A 17,468-nucleotide genomic window follows, 5' to 3' on the forward strand; every position below is an offset into this window, starting at 1 on the left:
AGTTCTTGCAGGTGGAACATCACTTCCTCCCATCCTCGGTATCTATCATGCCCGCCCGAGCGCCACCTCCAGTTCCCGCGCTGGCCACACGGCCGGACCTCTATCTTCGCCTGGTGGACACCGTTTCGGACTATGCGATCTTTGCCCTGGACCCGGGGGGCTTTGTCGCGAGTTGGAACCGCGGGGCGATGCGCATCAAAGGTTATGCTGCCGATGAAATATTGGGACGGCACTTCTCCCTTTTTTATACGCCGGATGCGATTGCTTCGGACTGGCCTAGCAAGGAACTCGAGCTTGCCGCTGAGCACGGAAGCCTGGAAGACGAAGGATGGCGAGTGCGAAAGGACAAGAGCCGATTCTGGGCGAACGTCGTTATCACCGCCCTGCGAGACGACGATGGCGCACTAATAGGATTCGCCAAAGTTACGCGAGACCTTACCCAGAAAAGGCTCGACGCAGAAGCGCTGCGCCACAGCGAAGAAACCTTTCGGCTGCTGGTGCAATCAGTCAAGGGCTACGCCATCTACATGCTCGACCCCTCGGGCAACGTCGTCAGTTGGAACGACGGTGCCGAACGCATCAACCACTATACCGCTACACAGATCATCGGCGAGAATTTTTCAACGCTTTATACCGCGGACGACAGAGCTGCAAACAAACCGCAACGGTTCCTGGAGGCCGCCACACGCATGGGAACCGTCCATGAGGAAGGCTGGCGCCTACGGAAGGACGGATCGTTGTTCTGGGCGACCGTGACACTCTCGTCTGTCTATGACGCACGCGGTGACCTTAAGGGATTTGCCCAGGTGACATGCGACATGACTGACCGTCGAAAACTGGAAGAGCTTGAAGCTTCGGCACACCGAATGAACCAGTTTCTGGCCACGTTGGCTCATGAGCTTAGAAACCCTCTGGCACCGATAAGAACCGCGACAAACGTGCTCGAACGGATGCCCGCTCACGAAGCCCTAGTCCAGCAGAACGTCGCAATTTTATCGAGGCAAGTGAGTCATATGACTCGCCTTGTGGACGATCTACTTGACATTGGCCGAATCGCTGCCGGAAAGATGGAATTGCGGAGAGAGTTGGTCGCTGTGGATGAAATCATAAGCCTGAGCATCGAAGCGGCGGAGCCCTTCCTTCATGCCAAAGCCCAACGTCTGCTCCTCCAAAAGGACACAGCGACGACTCACATCCTGGCCGACCTGACACGATTGGCGCAAGTTTTACAAAATATCCTTCAGAACGCCTCGAAGTTTTCACCCCCCTCCTCTACCGTATTTTTGCGAGTACGGGAGCAGGACCGAACCTTGGTCATTGAAGTGGAAGATGAGGGTTGCGGTATTGGGCGCACGTCGCTGGACAACATTTTCAACCTCTTTGTCCAGGAACAACAGCCGGGAATGACCTCCACCGGTGGCTTGGGTATCGGCCTGTCCCTAAGCAGGTATATCGTTGAAATGCACGGAGGTGCAATTTCTGCTGCCAGCAGCGGTGCCAGCCAGGGCAGCACATTCACCATACGGATACCGATAGCCGCCGATCTACCGAACAAACCGATCCGAGTGCAGGAAGTCGATTGTCAGCACGAATATTGGAAGCTCCTGATTGTCGACGACAATCAGGACGCTGCAGAAAGCCTGCGACTCCTGCTCGAGATGCTCGGTCACGAGGTCAAAGTGGCCAATACCGGAGAGTGTGCCCTGCGATGCGTCGCTTCGTTCGTCCCGGATTTCGCACTGCTCGACCTTGCAATGCCGGACATGAACGGTTTCGAACTCATTGCGAGGTTGCGGAAACTTCCGCAGTTGGCGAAAACGCGCTACGTGGCGTTGACAGGCTTTGGTCAGGCCGATATGCGCACGAGAACCGTACAAACTGGCTTTCATTGCCATCTGGTCAAACCAATCGACATCGATACGCTAACGAATTGCTTGGCTGAAAACCATCCGGGTGCGAACTCCCGCTGACAAGGATGGCTGTAGGATAGGTGCGATTTTCTATCTTTGCGGAGGGGGTGCCGTATGAGGCTTGCCATCAGCGTGCTGCCTAGCACGCCAACCAAAAGGGCTGTCCACTGTCGCGAGATTGAGATTTGGAGGCCCGATGTCCACCCCGCGCCACGCGAACGCCCCAGTTCTCTGGGGCCAATGGTCGCCCCTGACTTTCACCACTGGCTAGGTGAGTCCGATCTTTGGGTGCGAGCGAACCACACATTGCTTCAATGTATCGCTTGGCACCCGAACTTGAGTGAAGGCGTTTCCCCAACGGCTGGGGATGTCTCAGATGGGTCGTCAAGAGACGACCGAATAAACACAGAGACGCATTGCGCCTGACGCACTGGTCGCCTAGTCGGTCTCTCCGATTTGAACTCGTCCATCTTGAGATCGACCACGATGAAACAGCGAAGTTTCAGGTGATAGAAGAGCAGATCGCAAAAACGGGCTGATTGTCGAATACGCGCTGAGAGAGTCCACGAAGCCCATAGGCGTTGCGGAATATGTCAGATGAACTTTTACCTTTCCGTTGCTGACGAGCAGCTCCGTCAAGCATCGGATGGCCCAACAATTGGCCTCATTCTCTGTAAGAGCCTTCAGAAGAGCCAGCAGGCTTCGTTCCAACTCCCGCTCGTGTGCCGTCGCGCCCAGTGTCAAGAAGTCGAACTGATAGGGATCCTTCAGTAGTTGCTGCGCCAGTTCGGATTGCTGCGCGGGGTGCTTGGAAAATTCGACAAAGCTGCTCCCTGCCGTTCGTGGAGCCGCGTCTCGATCTGGTGAACGAGTACATTACGGCTCCAGCCATGCTCGACAGCCGCTCGGGCATACCAGGCGCGGGTCTCCGCGTCGCTCAACATCTCAAGGCGCTTGAGGTTGTGACCCACGGCAATTGTGCAACAGCTTGTTGCACAATTGCTTCGTCCGGCCAAGCCTCGGCCTTCCAGTTGGGAAGCGGGGCCAAGCCTCGTTGCCAAAGCCTCGCTGCGATTGTATGCCGGCAAGACCGTCGGCGAATGCCGAGTCCTGGACCCCGACGCTCAGATGGTACTGACTTCCAACAAAGGCGAAGCCCACGCCGAGCTCCACCAAAAAGTCCGTCCGCCTGACAGAGACCCTTCCAGACAGTCTTCTCGGCATCTTGCCGACGGCACAGCAATTGGAGTCTTCGCTAGAAGATGAGGCGTAGCGGCGGCGCTTGTCGCATGTACATCAGATTGCGCGGCGAGAAACCTGCCATGTCCGGGAACGCCTGGCGGAGGTCTATGGCCAGTCGATCAACCACTTTTTTGCCCCACCCTGATTCGGTCGGCGCAATAGTCAGGGGCATTATGCCGCCAGACAACCGGCACCGACCGACCACCGATCGCACGCGACCTGACAGGGAGCCGCGCGGCAATGGCGTCGAACTAGGTTCGCCGCGGTCAATTCCCCTCGCACTTGCTTTGGTAGTCCGCTGGTGGCGTACAAGATCAGCATATCCCGAATGATTGCGAGCCAGCACACAACGCCGAGAATAAAGAAGATAGCGGTCATGATAGGGGCGCCGCATAGCAACTATGCGCCGCGCCTTAACGATCGCGCATTACGGCAATCCGGGCTTCGCATAACGTGCCAGCCGCTTGACAATTGGTGCCACGGTGTGCGGACAAGCGCATTCCGCGAACCGTGTGCGCGTGGTCGGGCGAGCGCCGCCGTTGCCTTTCTCATCCCTCCCCCTTGTCTACGATGAAAGTTCCCCGTGACAGGACAGGGCACCTCTGGTGCGCCTGCTGAAATTCGGTGCGGTATGGTGAGGTAGGGATATGCGTAATCTTGCGCGGACCTGCGGCTATGCGATGGATTCCGGGGAGTTCGCTAGTCTGGTCCTTTGATCGTCGCTCCTAACTGGAAAGGGGCCCGCGATGGCTTGGTGGTCGGCGACCGCCGCCCCGGGGCCGAGCGGCCCCCGCCCGCGCATGCGCTGAGCATTGAGGAGCGCGAACGCATTCTGGCCGTTGCACGCCGAAATACAGCGTTTGGCTGCATGAATGAGGCGACATCTACCTTGACGCGCGCCGCGGTCTCCATGTCGTGCGCGTTTCAGGCCCTTTTGGCCGCACCCGAAAGAGGCGGCGTCATCGTTCCACTTCCCAGGCTCGGGCAGGCGGGATCACGTCATGTCGCGCGCCCCTCAGGAGCGCCGTTTTGCTGCGGCGCCGGGTGACGCTCACGCTCTGGCGGTAGAGCATGGCCAGCGTCAACGACACGTCATTATGACCGCATCCGCTTTAGCTCATCGATGCGGCGATGATAGCTTCGAAGTAGACAAGCCTTATCACCACACACATTGCGTGAATTGCGAAGCCATGCTCGTTGATCCGCTCGTAACCGACTCTTGTCAGACGATAACTTTATCTTTTGATAATATATTTCTGTCAACGTTCTATCAATTCGAGCAAGTTCCGCATCCCCGCAAACAAGCTGCGTTTGAATAGATATTAGCTTGCTGCAATCAAGACTTCTCATCAACGCGAGCTTCGTCTCGTATTGAATTTCTAGTAGCCCTGGCTTGCAGAGCCCTTGCAGCGACTTACAAGCGACGTCGCGCTCGACCCATGCCATGTCTCGCGCACCATATTGCTTGACGAAATGATTGATACTTGCGTGGCTGACCCCTCTTTGCATTGCGTTTGCCGCGATTATTTCGTTGCAAAGCGAGTCATCGGTATAGGCATTTCCTTATACAGAAGTCATGACTCTTCCCGCAGTGCTTGAATGGTGAGCGCGGCGTCCATGGTTCGCTGCATGCCGATCCAGATCGTCTTAGCGCCGGGCTCGCCATCGCTCTTGCGCCCGAGGAACCCACCCAGGGAAGCAACCAACCGAATCATCTGATTTAGTGTGACTGGTGTCTTCGGGCGGGCCTTCTTGGCGAGCACGTATGCCCCCCGAATCTCGTCGGCGTCGAAGAACAGGGACGCATCCAGATCCGGGCAGGTTCTGCCCAACCGCATCAAGCGGGCAATGCGCCACGCCACCACCATGTACAGCGCCAAGGCCCGCTCCACACGGTCCATATGCGAGAGCTGTAGCGCTTCGACCTTGCAGCCGGTCTTCAGGACATGGAAGAACATCTCCACTTCCCATCGGGCTCGGTACCAGTCGACGAGCTCGATGACAGCATCGGCGTCCTGCGCTTCTCGGTTCGTCAACAGCCGCCAAACCACTGGCTTGACGCCTGCGGGAGCTCCGATCTCCCTGGCCTCTATACAGGTGAGCGCAGGGCCATCCAAACCGGGCAGTCTCATGCGTTTTGCGCGTAGCTCCTGTTTGACCTCGCGCGCCTTCTGGCCTGCACGCCCTGGCAAGATGAAGGTGATTTCCCCGAGTACCGGGCTGGCGTCGACGCTATCCCACAACTTACCGCCCTCAGCAAGATTGCGGTTGTGTTGGCTGCGGATCAGCCAGTCGGCCGGTTGGCCAAGTTCCTGGGCGCGCGCCATCAACTCGGCAATATCACCCTCGCGGTCCGTCACATACACCAGCCGTGTCTGGGGCAATAGCGCGGCTTGCTCCGCAACGCGTTCATACCCTTCAGTCCAGCGTACGCTTTCCTTGATCCCGCCGCGGTTGCCGTCGGCGTCCTTTGGTTCCCGAGCCCACATCCAGGCATCGATCACCCCCAGCGGTTCACGGTCAGGCGTCACCGCGTAGGTCGGGTGCAAAAACATGCCCCGCTGGGCTTCGTAGCTCAGCGGCCCCAGCCCCTCCATTTCCTGGCCATTGAAGTTTAGCTCGGTCGTATCAGCGATGCACAGCACCACCGGAAACTGCGCGACTCTTTCCGCCGTGCGCACCCAATGCGGCTGCATCACGTCCCGCCAATCGATCTGCTCATTGCCGAGAAACCGATACGCCGCAATGGTTTGCGACCAGTCATCGCACGCACCGGGAATGCTCGCCGTAGGCAGGGCCGAAAACCGCTTGAGCAATTCCTTGGCCCGCCGATCCCGCCGCGGATCGCCAAGATCCAGACTCTCAAATTCCTCGTCCACCCATGCCCCCGACTCGTTGCTCATTGCTGCTCAAAATCCGAGAGTAAACGCGAGTCTGGCGAAGTTAACAACCCCTTACCTCGAAATTTCCGCGGCCTGAGGCTCCGTGCCCCGCTGCCGGGACGGTCCTACTTCTGTATAAGGGGATGCGGTATAGGTTCGTCCTTCGCGCCGATAGCAACTGTGAAAGCCGAGCAGCCCAGTACCAACAAAACTTCGGCGTTCCCCGGAGGCGAACAGGATAGAAGCGCAAGCAGACGCGCACCTGCCATTATCCGGAACTATTGTATAGACACGTACTTCATCCATCGCATCGACGACTCGGAAAGCAGCCTCGACATTTCCTCCCGGACTATTTAAAACAAGGGTGACAAGTCCTTCGTCATCACGGTCAGCCATTTTGGCGAGCGCGAGAAGCTTATCTGCATCGCCATTCTGAATTCTTCCCTCCCCGATAATCATTTTCAGCTTAAGTTGGGGTTGGTAGTAGATCTTGAAGTCCATCCCCGGCACCAAACCGGGAAACATAAGCACAGCGACACAGAGCCAGGCAAGCATCCGGTGGATCAGGTTTTGCGCCACCGCGATCCTGGCTGCTAGGTGCGGAGTGCTGCGCATACACTTTCCCTCGGAATGTCAGACTGCTTGAGAACATCTCGACAGCTCGCAACTGGCAATTGCGCGAGTCCGGGCACGGCCGTATGGCGCCGTTTGTCAGCCGGGGGGAACCGGCGTTGCCTTTGGCAGCCGGCCACTGCCGATCAGAACGATAAGATCGTCGACGCGTGCTTCGGCCAAGGCAAAGGCATCCGCTTCCTCCATCGATGGCCGTCCCGCACGAAAGACTGACTGCTGCATTCCCACCAACGTGTGTTGACGGACAAGCACGAAACCCTGGTGCTTGCCGTTGCTCAGTGGCTGCGTATAAGCCTTGAACTCATAGTAGCCGGCGCGCCTGTGACCTTCCATCATGGGATTCGTCCTGCTGGCGTCAATAGAGTCCGCCAGCACGCGGGGCGAACTTCGGCTCAGCATTCTTCCTGGGATTGATCAATAGCCTGGTATCGCCCCCCAGACAGGATGGTGACGAGGCAGGTTGCTGCCCGGTGCTGCCTGCGTCCGTCGTAAGCTTGGACGTTAGCATACTGTAGCCAGGTGAGGGCCTTTCTCGGAGTAATCAGTTGCTGCGCACCTTAGAACAGCTCGCCGTGCGAGTTGCCGTTACTTGCCCCCAGCAGCAACGTCACGTGGACAGTTGTTCTGGCCGATCCTAATATTCCGGCTAGACAAGTCATCCGCCGGCGCCCCACCGCTGTCTTGTCAGAAGAAATGTAGCGGCGTCATCGCCCTCGGGCCAGCCGCTCCATGTATTTCTTCCCAGCACATGGAACGATGCTGCCCCGCAGCAACTGGGCAGCGAGGAGCCGAGAATGCACAAAGCTCACCCCGCGAGGCGGATGTCTGCGCTCACAGGCCGACTGGCCTCTCCCTACTTCCACCAGATTGACCGAAGCGAATCGAGTGTGCACCCAGCCAGCGAGTCAGTGCCTCGAAATTTAGGCACGAGTGCGCCTCAGACCGATCGGAATTTCTCCGATACCGCTCCGAGAAAGTATCGGATCCTTTGGTAACGGGGCTGCGGGGTTCAACACCACGTCTCCGACAAACCAGTTCACAACGTGGAGAGTTCAGCTCGGAAGACACGCACCGAGCATTAGCATTGTCGGATGACGAACTGTTCGGTTTCGCTGAGCAGTCGTCGCCACAGCGCCCTCACGGTGCAGTCCCGTGTCTTTCCTGCCGCAGCACATTGGTTCGAGCAATTGGTTCAAATTTTGACTACATTTGTTGTCCGACCTGATGGGTGGTGCAGTTCAGGAAGTTATGCGTCGGTAACGTGAGCAAGTGTCACGAAGAAGAGGGGCGCTATGAGGGCACAGGACCAGGACCAGGTTGTCGCGAGCATTTCGCTCAAGACCGGCTTCCCTGTCGAAGTTGCGAAGGAATGCTACCTCGCGGCGCTGCTAGAACTCAGCGCGGATGCACGAGTTCATATTTACCTATCCTTATTTGCCGCAAAGCGCGCAGTTGCGATGCTTCGCCAAGAAAGTTTCGAGTGGAAGAATCAAAGCTCGCCCGATCCAGAGGCCACGCGGATCGACTCCCGGGTGGCACCGGCGGCCGCACCTGACGATGGCGTAAGCTTCCCGCCGCGCAAGCAACCTCATGCAAATATTGCACCGCAGGCTTTCATCGGCTATTGAGGACTGGCTCGATGTCCCTTGGCCACGCGTCCCGGACCTTCACCGAGTCAAGGGGCATCCAGGGATACGCGAAGTCGCTATTAGAAACAGTGCCGCCTCAACGGCAGCAGCCAGCCATCAAGCGACATCCGCGCAGAAGACCGCGCGGACGCTTGACGCGCGCCGCCACTGACGTGGGATCGTCGGCCACTCACGAACCATTGCCACCCTTTGAGGAATGGCTTGCGCATGGGAACTTGTTCTCGACGACACTCATTCGTGCCATCATCGGCTGCGGGCAAGGGATGCTTTCTTTTGTCGGAGGAGGCTTCTTCAGTCTGGCTCTCTACGAGCATGCGAAAGCGGCGTTGTGCGACAACTGACCGCCGTTTCTACCCAGCACGGAGGAGGTGAAAATGGTCGAATCTAGAAATGGACTTTGGAGGCGGACGGGCGCAATGCTGGCCGCAGCCGGACTCCTGGCGCTATCGGGGGCTGCCCTGGCCACCAACCAGTCGCAACAGCGCCAACAAGGCAGGGACGCAAACCAGGCTGCCAAACAGGAAGCGCGCGGAGGCAAGGTCGACTGCCGGGCGGCAAACCAGAAGAGCAACTCCCAGTGCCGGCAAGACAAGCGCGACACGAAACAGGAGGGCCGCCAGGAAAAACGGGACATCAAATACTAGCGCGGCCGATGCTGGCCGACGAAACGATGCTTCGTGCGGCCGCTTTCTGGCGCGGCCTGTTCATGCGCAACCGGCCAACTACGGCCACTCGACTGCGCTCTCAAGCCGACATTCGACTGTCGGCTTCTTTCTGAAAGTGCTGCTTGGTCGCACAGACACTCAAGCGGCGGCCCCGGCTAGACAACTGCCCTTCGTACATCAAATCACACTCGTCGCGTCATGCGCCATTGCAGCTCACGCATACTGGATCCGGAAGCCGATCCTCAAGCCCCTGCCTTCTGAGGATTGGACCCCGCAGGAGTAAACTCTCCCAGAACGTGCTCAGCGCCCCGTCAGCCGAATGGAAAGATACGCGTCGATGTTGACGCCAATTCAGGGTAACGAGGCAATGGCCTTGCAGGTGAAAGGCCAACCCACTGTAGGGAGGGCGAAATCATGAGGCAGTTATTCGCTGCGATGGTGTCACTTGCGGGCGTCGCCGACGCTCAGCCGAACCTCAAGTCCACCGTCCTCAGCCTAATTGCGGCTTTCATGCTTGTCTTGCAAGGGTGCGCGACTGCGCCGGCACGCCTGCCGGCCGTTCCCCGCGACCTGACAACAAAAGCTGAAATACCCGGCATGCCCGGGGTACGCTACGTCGCAGGGATCGATTCTCCACAACTCACCCAAGCAGCTTTTGAATCACTTAGGCGGGAACAGGATTACCGCGCACGGGAGGGGCACAAAGGGCCCATGCCTGCAGCGGTGCGCCGCGATTTCGGGTGGCGGTGACAATGGTGCGTTTGCTGCCGGCCTTCTGAATGCATGGACGGAGACTGGGACACGACCGGTGTTCAAACTCGTCACCGGCATAAGTACTGGTGCGCTGATCGCGCCCTTCGCCTTTCTCGGGCCGAAGTATGATGCGACGCTGAAGGAGGTCTATACGACCCTTTCCCCAAAGGACGTTATGAAACCGCGCAGCTTTCTTGGGGGCGTGTTAAGCGACGGGATGGCCGATAACGCGCCACTGCTAAGGCTGACACGAAAATCGGTGACCGAGGACCTGCTCAAGGAGATTGCCGCCGAGTACGCCAAAGGCCGCATGCTTTTGGTGGCCACTGCTGACCTCGATGCGCGCCGCGGGATTATCTGGGACATGGGCAAGATCGCGAGCTATGGCGGGCCCAACGCATTGGACCTGTTTGTGAAGGTTATGGTCGCCTCCGCCTCGATTCCAGGCGGCTTTCTGCCGATGATGATTGATGTGGAAGTCGGCGGCAAGCACTACCAGGAGATGCACGTTGATGGCGGTATCGTCGCGCAGGTATTTGCCTACCCGGCGGTGATCCGCGTCAAGGAGGACGCGGCTTCAGTTGGCGTTAGCCGCGAGCGCACGCTCTATGTGATTCGCAACGCCCGACTCGACACGGAATGGGCGCAAGTCGAGCGCTCCACGATGAGCATTGCCGCTCGCGCGGTCTCCTCACTGATCCAAAGCCAGGGCATTGGTGACCTCTATCGTATCTACGCCACGACGCAGCGCGATGGCGTTGATTTCAACCTAGGCTTCATCCCAGCGAGTTTCAACGCACCACACAAGGAGGAGTTCGACAACGAATACATGCGTGCCCTCTATGACACCGGTTATCAAATGGCGTTGAAGGGCTACCCGTGGGTTAAGGCACCCCCTGGATTCACATTGCCGAGCGCCGCCGCAGCGGCAAAATAGCGTGCGCAGCCGCGATCCTGCCGAATATCAGAGACGACTACAGCCTTCCACGCGAGGACGGCGATCGTCTCTTCATTCCGTGCGCCACTATGACTGCCATGGCGGACTGCTCCCGGAGCCCGCCGACCTGCTTGCGTCCGTGCGAACCTTCTGCACTGTCGTCCTGACACGTTTCCGGTAGCGCTGCCATTCGTGCTGGCAGACGTTCGCCAGGCGCAACTCATCTCGTGCCTGCTGACCCTCGCCATGCTGTTCGTCGCCGGATGGCCGCTAGGACCGCTATGCGAGAATCGACGCCTCGGTTACTGGCTTGGGCATGACGGCCGCTGTGGGGGCGCTGACCGCGGCCGTCATTGCGCTGGGTGGCTGAGATGCGAGCCGCGCTTCACCGTGCGCTGACCAAGGAGAAATTTCGTGTTAAACGCCATTCGAGTCGAGATGGCGTCCTCCGCTGTATCGCTTCTCGGAGGCAATGGTAGTGCACCAGGGAATCCAGCGATGACTCTGCCAGATCGTCGGGGTGGGTGTACTAGGCTAATCGATCAGCCTCGACATCGCCGGTCTTCCCTGAGTTTGCCCACGCCATCAGCATTGACCACTTGGCGGTTCTCACGAATTCTCTCGGTCTGGGCTGAGACGACTGCCGGGGTTCCCGGCTAGCTCGGCCGGCGCATGGGTGCGTAGCCAATGGGCCAACGCCGCATTGATGCGTTGCTGCCAGCCTGGGCCTGATGCCTGGAACGCAGCCAGGATTTCGGGTTGAATGCGCAGCGACAGCGCGACCTTGCGCGGCGCCTTTTGCGCGCCACGGACGAATTCGAGTCGACTGTTTGCGCCATGATGCTTCCTCCTGCATGTGGCGACGCGATTCAGTTTTTGCAGAACGCCAACTTGCCAGTCAGCGTGGTTTCGAATTCCCTGGCCATCTAAACGATCACGGACGGCAAGCACAACGTTATCGAACCATATTGCCGCGCCCTGGCAACGCTGGCGTCACGTGGATAGCGAGTCCGGAGGGGGCGCAGCGGCAGCAGCCGGCCAGTTTGAGTCGCCCGAGGGAGCGACCGCAAATGGCCGGGCCGGTTCAGAAGCAGCGCTTGGACGCCCCCAGGCTACTGAAACACTTCGGTGTAGGACAATATCCCGCGTCCAATTCCACCTGCGACGAGGACCCTGCCGTCTGCCAGCAATGTTGCCGTGTGTTGCTCGCGCATTTGCTCAAGACTGCCGACTTGGGACCAGCTTCCAGTCGTGGGGTCGTACACTTCACTCGCGAATAAGTCACTGGATTCGATACCGCCAGCTACCAGCACTCGACCGTCGGCCAGGAGCGTGGCGGTATGGAAGTCACGTGCCTGTCGCAAGCTGCCTGTCGTTGACCACGTACCCGTCGCGGGATCGTAGAGTTCAGCGGTTGCGAGCGCGTGCGTGCCATCGAATCCCCCGACGGCGAGCACCCTGCCGTCGGCGAGTTGCACGACGGCGTAGGCATCGCGGGCCTGGTTCATGCTGCCGGTTGGGGACCAGGTTCCCGTCGCAGGATCGTACAGCTCAGCCGAAGCCAGCGCGACGCCACCGGGTGCCTCGCCGCCGGCTACCAGGACCCTGCCGTCAGGCAACAGCGTCGCTGTGTGTTGCTCGCGTGCCCGGGTGAGACTGCCGGTCTGCGTCCAGGTGCCTGTAGCCGGGTCGTAGAGTTCGGCGGAAGCCAGTCCTCCTTGACTGCTGCCCTGACTCTCGCCGCCTGCCACCAGCACACGGCCATCGCGCAACAGCGTGGCGGTATGACTATCACGCTGCTGATCCATGCTGCCGGTCTGCGACCATCTACCGGTGGCCGGGTCGTAAAGTTCGGCCGAGTTGAGCGCGTTACCTCCACCGGTGGCGAATCCCCCCACCACCAGGACCCTGCCGTCTGGCAGAAGCGTGGCGGAGTGCGCTTGCCGGCTCCGCGCAAGGCTGTCGGTTCGTGTCCAACCTTTCGTGGACGGGTCGAACAACTCGGAAGAAGACAGCGCCTGTTTCCTGTTCCCACCCGCCACCAGGACTCGCCCGTCGGGCAATTGCGTGGCCGTATGCCGGGAGCGCCCTTGGTTCATGGCATCGGCGGGTTGCCACCCCCCGACCTGCGCTGCGGCCACCGTGATGGTGAACTGCGTGGTTACCCTGCCGGCACTATTGCTAGCGGTAACGAAAAACGTCGTCTGGGCCTGCTCGACAGTCGGCGTGCCGCTGATGACCCCGGTCTGCGTATTGAGGCTCAATCCTGCCGGCAAGGCGGGGGATACTGAAAACTGGGTGGCTTCGCCACCGGAGTACACAGGCTCGTTGTATGTGATCGGCACGCCGACAATATATTCGGGTAGCGGATCCACATAGACTAGGCCAACCGGCGGCACGGCCACCGCAGCCACTTCGATGGTCAGCAGGGCCTGGACGCTGTCCACGCTGTTGGCACCCGTCACCGTATAGACCGCCGGTGTGGTTACTGCCGTGGGGATGCCAGAAATGACGCCGGTCTGCGGGTCAATGGCAAGGCCCGCGGGCAGTGCCGGTGACACGCTGTAATGCGTGATCTCACCCCCCGTGCTGATCGGCGTGTTGGGCGTGATCGGGGCATTGGTCGGGTAAATGACCGACCGATCCAGATAGTCCAGGCCGTCTGGCGCGATGGGCGCGTCCTTGACCTCGATTTCGACCCGGGTGGTGGTGCTGCCCGCGGCGTTACTCGCGGTGACGGTGTAGACCGTGGCATGGCTGATCCCGGTAGGCGTGCCGCTGATCGTACAGTTCTGCGGATCGAGGCTCAGGCCTTGGGGAAGCGGCGGAGACACCGTGAGGCAGATTTTTCAAGTCTCGGCAATGAGCCGTGGCTCGCAGTAATCCGGCCACTCGCTTTTGGCATGCCAGTCTTCGATCCAATTTCGATTGTGCTGATGTGCGTCGCCATGCTGGTGATCCTGACCGAAGTCACTGCGGATTTCTTTGCGGTGGGCGAGATGGTGGACAAGGAGATCGATGACAAAGCAATCGCGCGTGGACTGCGTGCGGATGGGCTGTCGACGGTCATCGGCGGCTTGCTGAACACCTTTCCCTATTGTGCCTACAACGCCAACGTGGGCCTTGTCGCGATGTCGGGCGTGCGTAGTCGGTGGGTGGTGGCGACGACGGGCGTGCTGCTGCTTGGCCTAGGACTCTTTCCAAAGCTGGCCGCACTCTTCGCCTCCATGCCGCTCGCAGTACTTGGCGGGGCTGGCCTGGTGATGTTCAGCATGATCGCAACGACGGGCTTGCGGATTCTCTCCAAGGTCGATCTCGCCAACGGCAACAACACCATCGTCATCGCCGCAAGCCTCGGAGTCGGCCTGATTACCGTTGCCGTCCCTGGTTTCTACGAGCAGGTCGATGGGACGCTGAGGATATTCCTGCACAGCGGTATTACCACGGGATGTCTTACAGCCATCGTGCTAAACGCACTGTTCAATCGAAAATCAAGAAAAAGCGCGGAGCAAGCTGCCTTGGTGATCTGACAAATAGAGCCCGGCGTTAAACGATATGAAGCACTCAAGCGATCAACTGGACGGCTTCCTGCTCCGCTTGCTGGTGGCTGTCATGGAAGAAAAGAGCGTATCCCGTGCCGCCGGGCGTCTAAATCTTCCACAATCCACGGTGAGCGCCGGACTGTCCAGGCTACGAAACATCTTCGAGGATCCGCTGTTCGTCCGCGGGCGAAACAGCATGGTTCCGACTGAACGGATGGTCTCGCTCTATGACCGCATGCGCGGCGCGCTGGAAGAGCTGGACGGCCTTTGCGTGCCCCCGACGGAGTCGGGACCTGCAGAAATCAATCGAACGTTTCATTTGGGGTCATTGGATTATGTAAGTTCGCGCTTCATCCCGACCGTCATCGCTCGAATCCTGCGGAGCATGCCGAGTGCGTCGGTCGAGGTGCATTCGCTGACAATGGATTTCGATTACCTGGAAGCGCTCGAGAATGGTGCACTGGACCTCGTTGTCGGAAACTGGGGATCGCCTCCGGAGCATCTGCATCTGCTACCGCTGTTTGAAGATGAGATTGTGTGCCTGATGCGTCAGGGCCACCCCGTCCTGAGACGGTCAGATTTCAGCCAGGCTGACTACCTCGCCTGCGACCATCTTGGTTTGCTGCCATTCAACGTCAATCAGCTTGGCGTGATCGACGCATATTTGGCTCAACTGGGACTGCGTCGTCACGTCAAGGTAGTCCTTCCTTACTTCAATAACGTACCGGACCTGCTGACACAGTCGGATCTGATCTTCACCACCAGTCGGCGCTTCGCGGAAGCGCATGCGGCGGCGCTGCCGCTGACGGTCGTGCCCGCGCCGCTGCCCTTCCCGCCAATGCGCTTCTATCTGCTGTGGCATGACCGAACCCATCGGTCGATCGCGTGCCGGCTGCTCAGGGAAGCCGTCGCGGAAGCCATCACCGGATTTCACCGGACTCAAAGTGGATCGAGTCGTGCCGCGGCTGCGGCGCCAACGCCCCCCTAAATAATCGGAGACAAAATGCGAAGGACCCAATATGCCGCTGCGGCGGCAGGGGCGCTTGCGTTCCAAATTTTTGGAGCTCATGCCCAAAGTGCCGTGACCTTGTATGGACTGACTGACGTTTTCCTGGGCTCAGTGAAGAACAGCGGTGCACCGGCACGTACCTCGGTGCTCAATAACGGCGGCATGACGACGTCCTATTTTGGCTTGCGGGGCCGTGAGGATCTCGGTGCCGGTATGGGAGCATTCTTTGCCTTGGAGAGCTATCTCCGAATGGACTCTGGGTCTTCTGGCCGCTTTACCGGCGATCCGCTGTTTGCTCGTGGTGCTTATGTCGGGTTAGACGGCGACTTCGGCAAGATCGCACTGGGTCGAAACGCAAATCCATATTTCGTTTCGACGTTGAGCTTCAATGCATTTCGCGACTCCTTTACGTTCTCGCCGATGATGTTGCATACGTTCATTGCGTCGGGCCTGGGCAAGCCTTCGATCCAGGGCGACACCGCATGGAGCAACTCTGTGTTGTACACAACCCCATCGTGGGGCGGGCTCACGGGCAATGTCATATACGCACTCGGCGAGTCGCCGGGACATTCCGGACAGGGTAGCTATGGCGCCAACATTACGTACGCCGGCGGGAAATTCAGCGCCACACTGGCGGCCCAGTATGTCGCCATCGCTCCCTTGTTCAACAACGGCGCAACGACACAGAAGGCAATTCAAGCTGGCATCTCGTATGACTTCGTCGTGACCAAGCTGTTTGCCCAGTATCAATACGCGAACAGCAACAACACGCTTCGGGATAACACCTATTCGCTCGGCGCTTCGACGCCGGTCGGGGCGGGGAATGTCTTGATCGCGTGGGCGCACACGGCCCGTAGCTTTACCGGGACGGAATCACAACGAAGGAACACAGCTTCGGTCGGCTACGACTATTTTCTCTCCAAGCGCACAGACGTCTACATCAACTACATGTACGATAAGGTAAGCGGATTGGCCACTGGCAATAGCTTCGGCTTGGGGATCCGTCACAGGTTCTGATTGTGTGCTGGCGGGCGCCCGATCGGCGCCCGCCCTTCCCCCATTCAACATGACCAGCCCATAACTATCAAAATTTCTCTGATCGGGCGTTATGTTCAAATAACCGCGTCTGGGCCGGTCCTCCGTTGGGACCATCTGCCAAAGCGCAACTGAACTTTATGAATGAGCCGGCTCGCCGTGCATAGGACGGACGGCCAAACGCATTCCCATCGCTTTGAGGATCGCCGAGAGATTGCTCAGTACGGGATTCCCAGTCGGGGACAGCGTCCGATAGAGTTGGGTCGGATTCAAGTGAGCCTGCTGAGCTACGGCCTGGACACCGCCGAACGCCTTGGTCAGCTGGCGAAGCGTAATCATCAGTTCGGCTTGATCACCATCCTCGAGAATGGCGTTGAGTGTCTCCAGGGCAAAGGCCGGATCCTCGCGGAACATTTCGGCCATCGCGTCATCATGGTGTCGATCTTTCATTAGTTGGCCCTCCGTTGCCAGTCTTGCCAATACGCGCAAGCACGGTCAATATCAGCGCTCTGCGTGCGCTTATCACCGCCGCACAACAGCAGAACGATCTGCCCTTTTGCGATGCCGTAGTACACGCGATAGCCAGCACCCACGTCGACACGCAACTCCCAGACGCCATCCCGGCAAAACTTGTGATCGCCAAAGTTGCCCTGCTCGGCTCGGTTCAAGCGGCGAACGACGGAGACCTTGGCGGTGCTGTCTTTCAAGCCACGTAGCCATTCGTCGAAGATGTCACGCTGATCCGGAGTCAGGTAGTGTCGAATCTCATACATAACCTATTTTCGTCTATAAACGAAAATAGGTCAAGGCCGCTCGTTGCCTGCCGCAATACCTGCAAGGAACTGTGCCATGGTGCTTTTACTTCACAATGGATGACCACAGACTGCCTTGTCCCTATTCTCGACGGGATGGGGCGCCTTCACGAATGCGCCGAGCCAGCCTGCGGCGGGCATTGCCGAAACTGGGCGAGGGCTGCAGCTGCACCATACTGCCCCAGTTGCTGTAAGCCCTCGGCCGCTGCGGCGAGCGGCGGGTATCCCAGGGTCGGGTTCCAGGTCTGCCACAGCAAAAGAAGAGGCGACGCGCCGCACCCTGGGAGGAGAATTTGGTGAGTCGGGGTTGACACACAGAGTGATAAGCACAACGTTATGAACCTTATCGCCGCGCCTTGGCCTAGTATGGGCCGACCGCCTTCCGGCTGACGGAAGGCG

General features: G+C 59.0%; 16 protein-coding genes and 3 pseudogenes. 8 read left to right on the forward strand and 11 right to left on the reverse strand.

Features of this window, described 5'->3' with window-relative positions; genetic code table 11:
* Window positions 1–47 precede the first annotated feature (47 nt).
* The gene (locus CTP10_RS33480) at window positions 48–1,970 is read left to right on the forward strand and encodes a PAS domain-containing hybrid sensor histidine kinase/response regulator (protein ID WP_116323314.1); all 1,923 of its coding nucleotides are present in this window, start codon (window positions 48–50) and stop codon (window positions 1,968–1,970) included.
* A gap of 251 nt (window positions 1,971–2,221) precedes the next feature.
* Here the strand turns inward: CTP10_RS33480 and CTP10_RS41375 are convergent, their stop codons facing one another.
* Window positions 2,222–2,500: a PDDEXK nuclease domain-containing protein gene (locus CTP10_RS41375; RefSeq protein ID WP_116323313.1), complete on the reverse strand. Its 279-nt coding sequence runs from the start codon at window positions 2,498–2,500 to the stop codon at window positions 2,222–2,224.
* Window positions 2,501–2,507: 7 nt separating this feature from the next.
* Between CTP10_RS41375 and CTP10_RS41380 the strand changes: the two are divergent.
* Window positions 2,508–2,555, forward strand: a pseudogene (locus CTP10_RS41380) (PDDEXK nuclease domain-containing protein); the annotation flags it as partial.
* 30 nt (window positions 2,556–2,585) lie between these two features.
* On the opposite strand, the pseudogene CTP10_RS33490 reads toward CTP10_RS41380, so the two are convergent.
* The 6 genes and pseudogenes from CTP10_RS33490 to CTP10_RS33515 form a co-directional block, all read right to left on the reverse strand.
* Window positions 2,586–2,934 (reverse strand): annotated as a pseudogene (locus CTP10_RS33490) (DUF1016 N-terminal domain-containing protein); the annotation flags it as partial.
* Window positions 2,935–3,189: 255 nt separating this feature from the next.
* A pseudogene (locus tag CTP10_RS33495) lies at window positions 3,190–3,324 on the reverse strand (DUF1016 N-terminal domain-containing protein); the annotation flags it as partial.
* Between the two features lie 923 nt (window positions 3,325–4,247).
* Window positions 4,248–4,661, reverse strand: a complete 414-nt coding sequence (locus CTP10_RS41195) for a lysozyme inhibitor LprI family protein (RefSeq protein ID WP_116323310.1) — start codon at window positions 4,659–4,661, stop codon at window positions 4,248–4,250.
* Window positions 4,662–4,726: 65 nt separating this feature from the next.
* The gene (locus CTP10_RS33505; protein WP_116323309.1) at window positions 4,727–6,055 is read right to left on the reverse strand and encodes an IS4 family transposase; all 1,329 of its coding nucleotides are present in this window, start codon (window positions 6,053–6,055) and stop codon (window positions 4,727–4,729) included.
* 51 nt (window positions 6,056–6,106) lie between these two features.
* A complete protein-coding gene (locus CTP10_RS33510) occupies window positions 6,107–6,649 on the reverse strand; it encodes an ATP-dependent Clp protease proteolytic subunit (protein ID WP_116323308.1) in 543 nt (180 codons plus the stop codon).
* Between the two features lie 96 nt (window positions 6,650–6,745).
* Window positions 6,746–7,003: a hypothetical protein gene (locus tag CTP10_RS33515; RefSeq protein WP_147316317.1), complete on the reverse strand. Its 258-nt coding sequence runs from the start codon at window positions 7,001–7,003 to the stop codon at window positions 6,746–6,748.
* A gap of 956 nt (window positions 7,004–7,959) precedes the next feature.
* On the opposite strand from CTP10_RS33515, the gene CTP10_RS33520 reads away from it, so the two are divergent.
* From CTP10_RS33520 to CTP10_RS33530, 3 genes are all read left to right on the forward strand, one after another.
* Window positions 7,960–8,295, forward strand: a complete 336-nt coding sequence (locus CTP10_RS33520) for a DUF3562 domain-containing protein (protein WP_116323306.1) — start codon at window positions 7,960–7,962, stop codon at window positions 8,293–8,295.
* A 395-nt stretch (window positions 8,296–8,690) separates the two neighbouring features.
* Entirely contained in the window at window positions 8,691–8,960 is a 270-nt protein-coding gene (locus CTP10_RS33525; protein WP_116323305.1) for a hypothetical protein, read from the forward strand.
* Window positions 8,961–9,636: 676 nt separating this feature from the next.
* The gene (locus CTP10_RS33530) at window positions 9,637–10,671 is read left to right on the forward strand and encodes a patatin-like phospholipase family protein (protein WP_233528430.1); all 1,035 of its coding nucleotides are present in this window, start codon (window positions 9,637–9,639) and stop codon (window positions 10,669–10,671) included.
* A gap of 609 nt (window positions 10,672–11,280) precedes the next feature.
* Here CTP10_RS33530 and CTP10_RS33535 read toward each other — a convergent pair.
* Window positions 11,281–11,622: a BrnA antitoxin family protein gene (locus CTP10_RS33535; protein ID WP_233528429.1), complete on the reverse strand. Its 342-nt coding sequence runs from the start codon at window positions 11,620–11,622 to the stop codon at window positions 11,281–11,283.
* 161 nt (window positions 11,623–11,783) lie between these two features.
* Window positions 11,784–13,505, reverse strand: a complete 1,722-nt coding sequence (locus tag CTP10_RS33540) for a kelch repeat-containing protein (RefSeq protein ID WP_233528428.1) — start codon at window positions 13,503–13,505, stop codon at window positions 11,784–11,786.
* Window positions 13,506–13,574: 69 nt separating this feature from the next.
* On the opposite strand from CTP10_RS33540, the gene CTP10_RS33545 reads away from it, so the two are divergent.
* From CTP10_RS33545 to CTP10_RS33555, 3 genes are read left to right on the forward strand one after another with little or no spacing between them, the layout of a single operon-like run.
* A complete protein-coding gene (locus CTP10_RS33545; protein WP_233528427.1) occupies window positions 13,575–14,201 on the forward strand; it encodes a solute carrier family 23 protein in 627 nt (208 codons plus the stop codon).
* Window positions 14,202–14,226: 25 nt separating this feature from the next.
* Window positions 14,227–15,201, forward strand: a complete 975-nt coding sequence (locus tag CTP10_RS33550; RefSeq protein WP_116323303.1) for a LysR family transcriptional regulator — start codon at window positions 14,227–14,229, stop codon at window positions 15,199–15,201.
* A gap of 15 nt (window positions 15,202–15,216) precedes the next feature.
* The gene (locus CTP10_RS33555; RefSeq protein ID WP_116323302.1) at window positions 15,217–16,239 is read left to right on the forward strand and encodes a porin; all 1,023 of its coding nucleotides are present in this window, start codon (window positions 15,217–15,219) and stop codon (window positions 16,237–16,239) included.
* Between the two features lie 156 nt (window positions 16,240–16,395).
* On the opposite strand, the gene CTP10_RS33560 is transcribed toward CTP10_RS33555, so the two are convergent.
* Together CTP10_RS33560 and CTP10_RS33565 are read right to left on the reverse strand one after the other, a co-directional pair.
* Window positions 16,396–16,707: a helix-turn-helix domain-containing transcriptional regulator gene (locus tag CTP10_RS33560; protein ID WP_116323301.1), complete on the reverse strand. Its 312-nt coding sequence runs from the start codon at window positions 16,705–16,707 to the stop codon at window positions 16,396–16,398.
* Window positions 16,707–17,030 (reverse strand): type II toxin-antitoxin system RelE/ParE family toxin, encoded by a 324-nt coding sequence (locus tag CTP10_RS33565; protein WP_116323300.1) that lies wholly within the window; start codon window positions 17,028–17,030, stop codon window positions 16,707–16,709. Before CTP10_RS33565 ends, CTP10_RS33560 begins: the two co-directional genes overlap by 1 nt.
* Window positions 17,031–17,468 lie beyond the last annotated feature (438 nt).

Source organism: Cupriavidus sp. P-10 (assembly GCF_003402535.2).
Classification (GTDB): Bacteria; Pseudomonadota; Gammaproteobacteria; order Burkholderiales; family Burkholderiaceae; genus Cupriavidus.

Coding starts and splice junctions, on each gene's coding strand:
- CTP10_RS33560 (WP_116323301.1), bottom strand. CDS start 16,707: ATGAAAGATCGACACCATGATGACGCGATGGCCGAAATGTTCCGCGAG.
- CTP10_RS33520 (WP_116323306.1), top strand. CDS start 7,960: ATGAGGGCACAGGACCAGGACCAGGTTGTCGCGAGCATTTCGCTCAAG.
- CTP10_RS33515 (WP_147316317.1), bottom strand. CDS start 7,003: ATGATGGAAGGTCACAGGCGCGCCGGCTACTATGAGTTCAAGGCTTAT.
- CTP10_RS33505 (WP_116323309.1), bottom strand. CDS start 6,055: ATGAGCAACGAGTCGGGGGCATGGGTGGACGAGGAATTTGAGAGTCTG.
- CTP10_RS33545 (WP_233528427.1), top strand. CDS start 13,575: ATGCCAGTCTTCGATCCAATTTCGATTGTGCTGATGTGCGTCGCCATG.
- CTP10_RS33510 (WP_116323308.1), bottom strand. CDS start 6,649: ATGCGCAGCACTCCGCACCTAGCAGCCAGGATCGCGGTGGCGCAAAAC.
- CTP10_RS33555 (WP_116323302.1), top strand. CDS start 15,217: ATGCGAAGGACCCAATATGCCGCTGCGGCGGCAGGGGCGCTTGCGTTC.
- CTP10_RS33550 (WP_116323303.1), top strand. CDS start 14,227: ATGAAGCACTCAAGCGATCAACTGGACGGCTTCCTGCTCCGCTTGCTG.
- CTP10_RS33565 (WP_116323300.1), bottom strand. CDS start 17,030: ATGTATGAGATTCGACACTACCTGACTCCGGATCAGCGTGACATCTTC.
- CTP10_RS33480 (WP_116323314.1), top strand. CDS start 48: ATGCCCGCCCGAGCGCCACCTCCAGTTCCCGCGCTGGCCACACGGCCG.
- CTP10_RS33525 (WP_116323305.1), top strand. CDS start 8,691: ATGGTCGAATCTAGAAATGGACTTTGGAGGCGGACGGGCGCAATGCTG.
- CTP10_RS41195 (WP_116323310.1), bottom strand. CDS start 4,661: ATGCAAAGAGGGGTCAGCCACGCAAGTATCAATCATTTCGTCAAGCAA.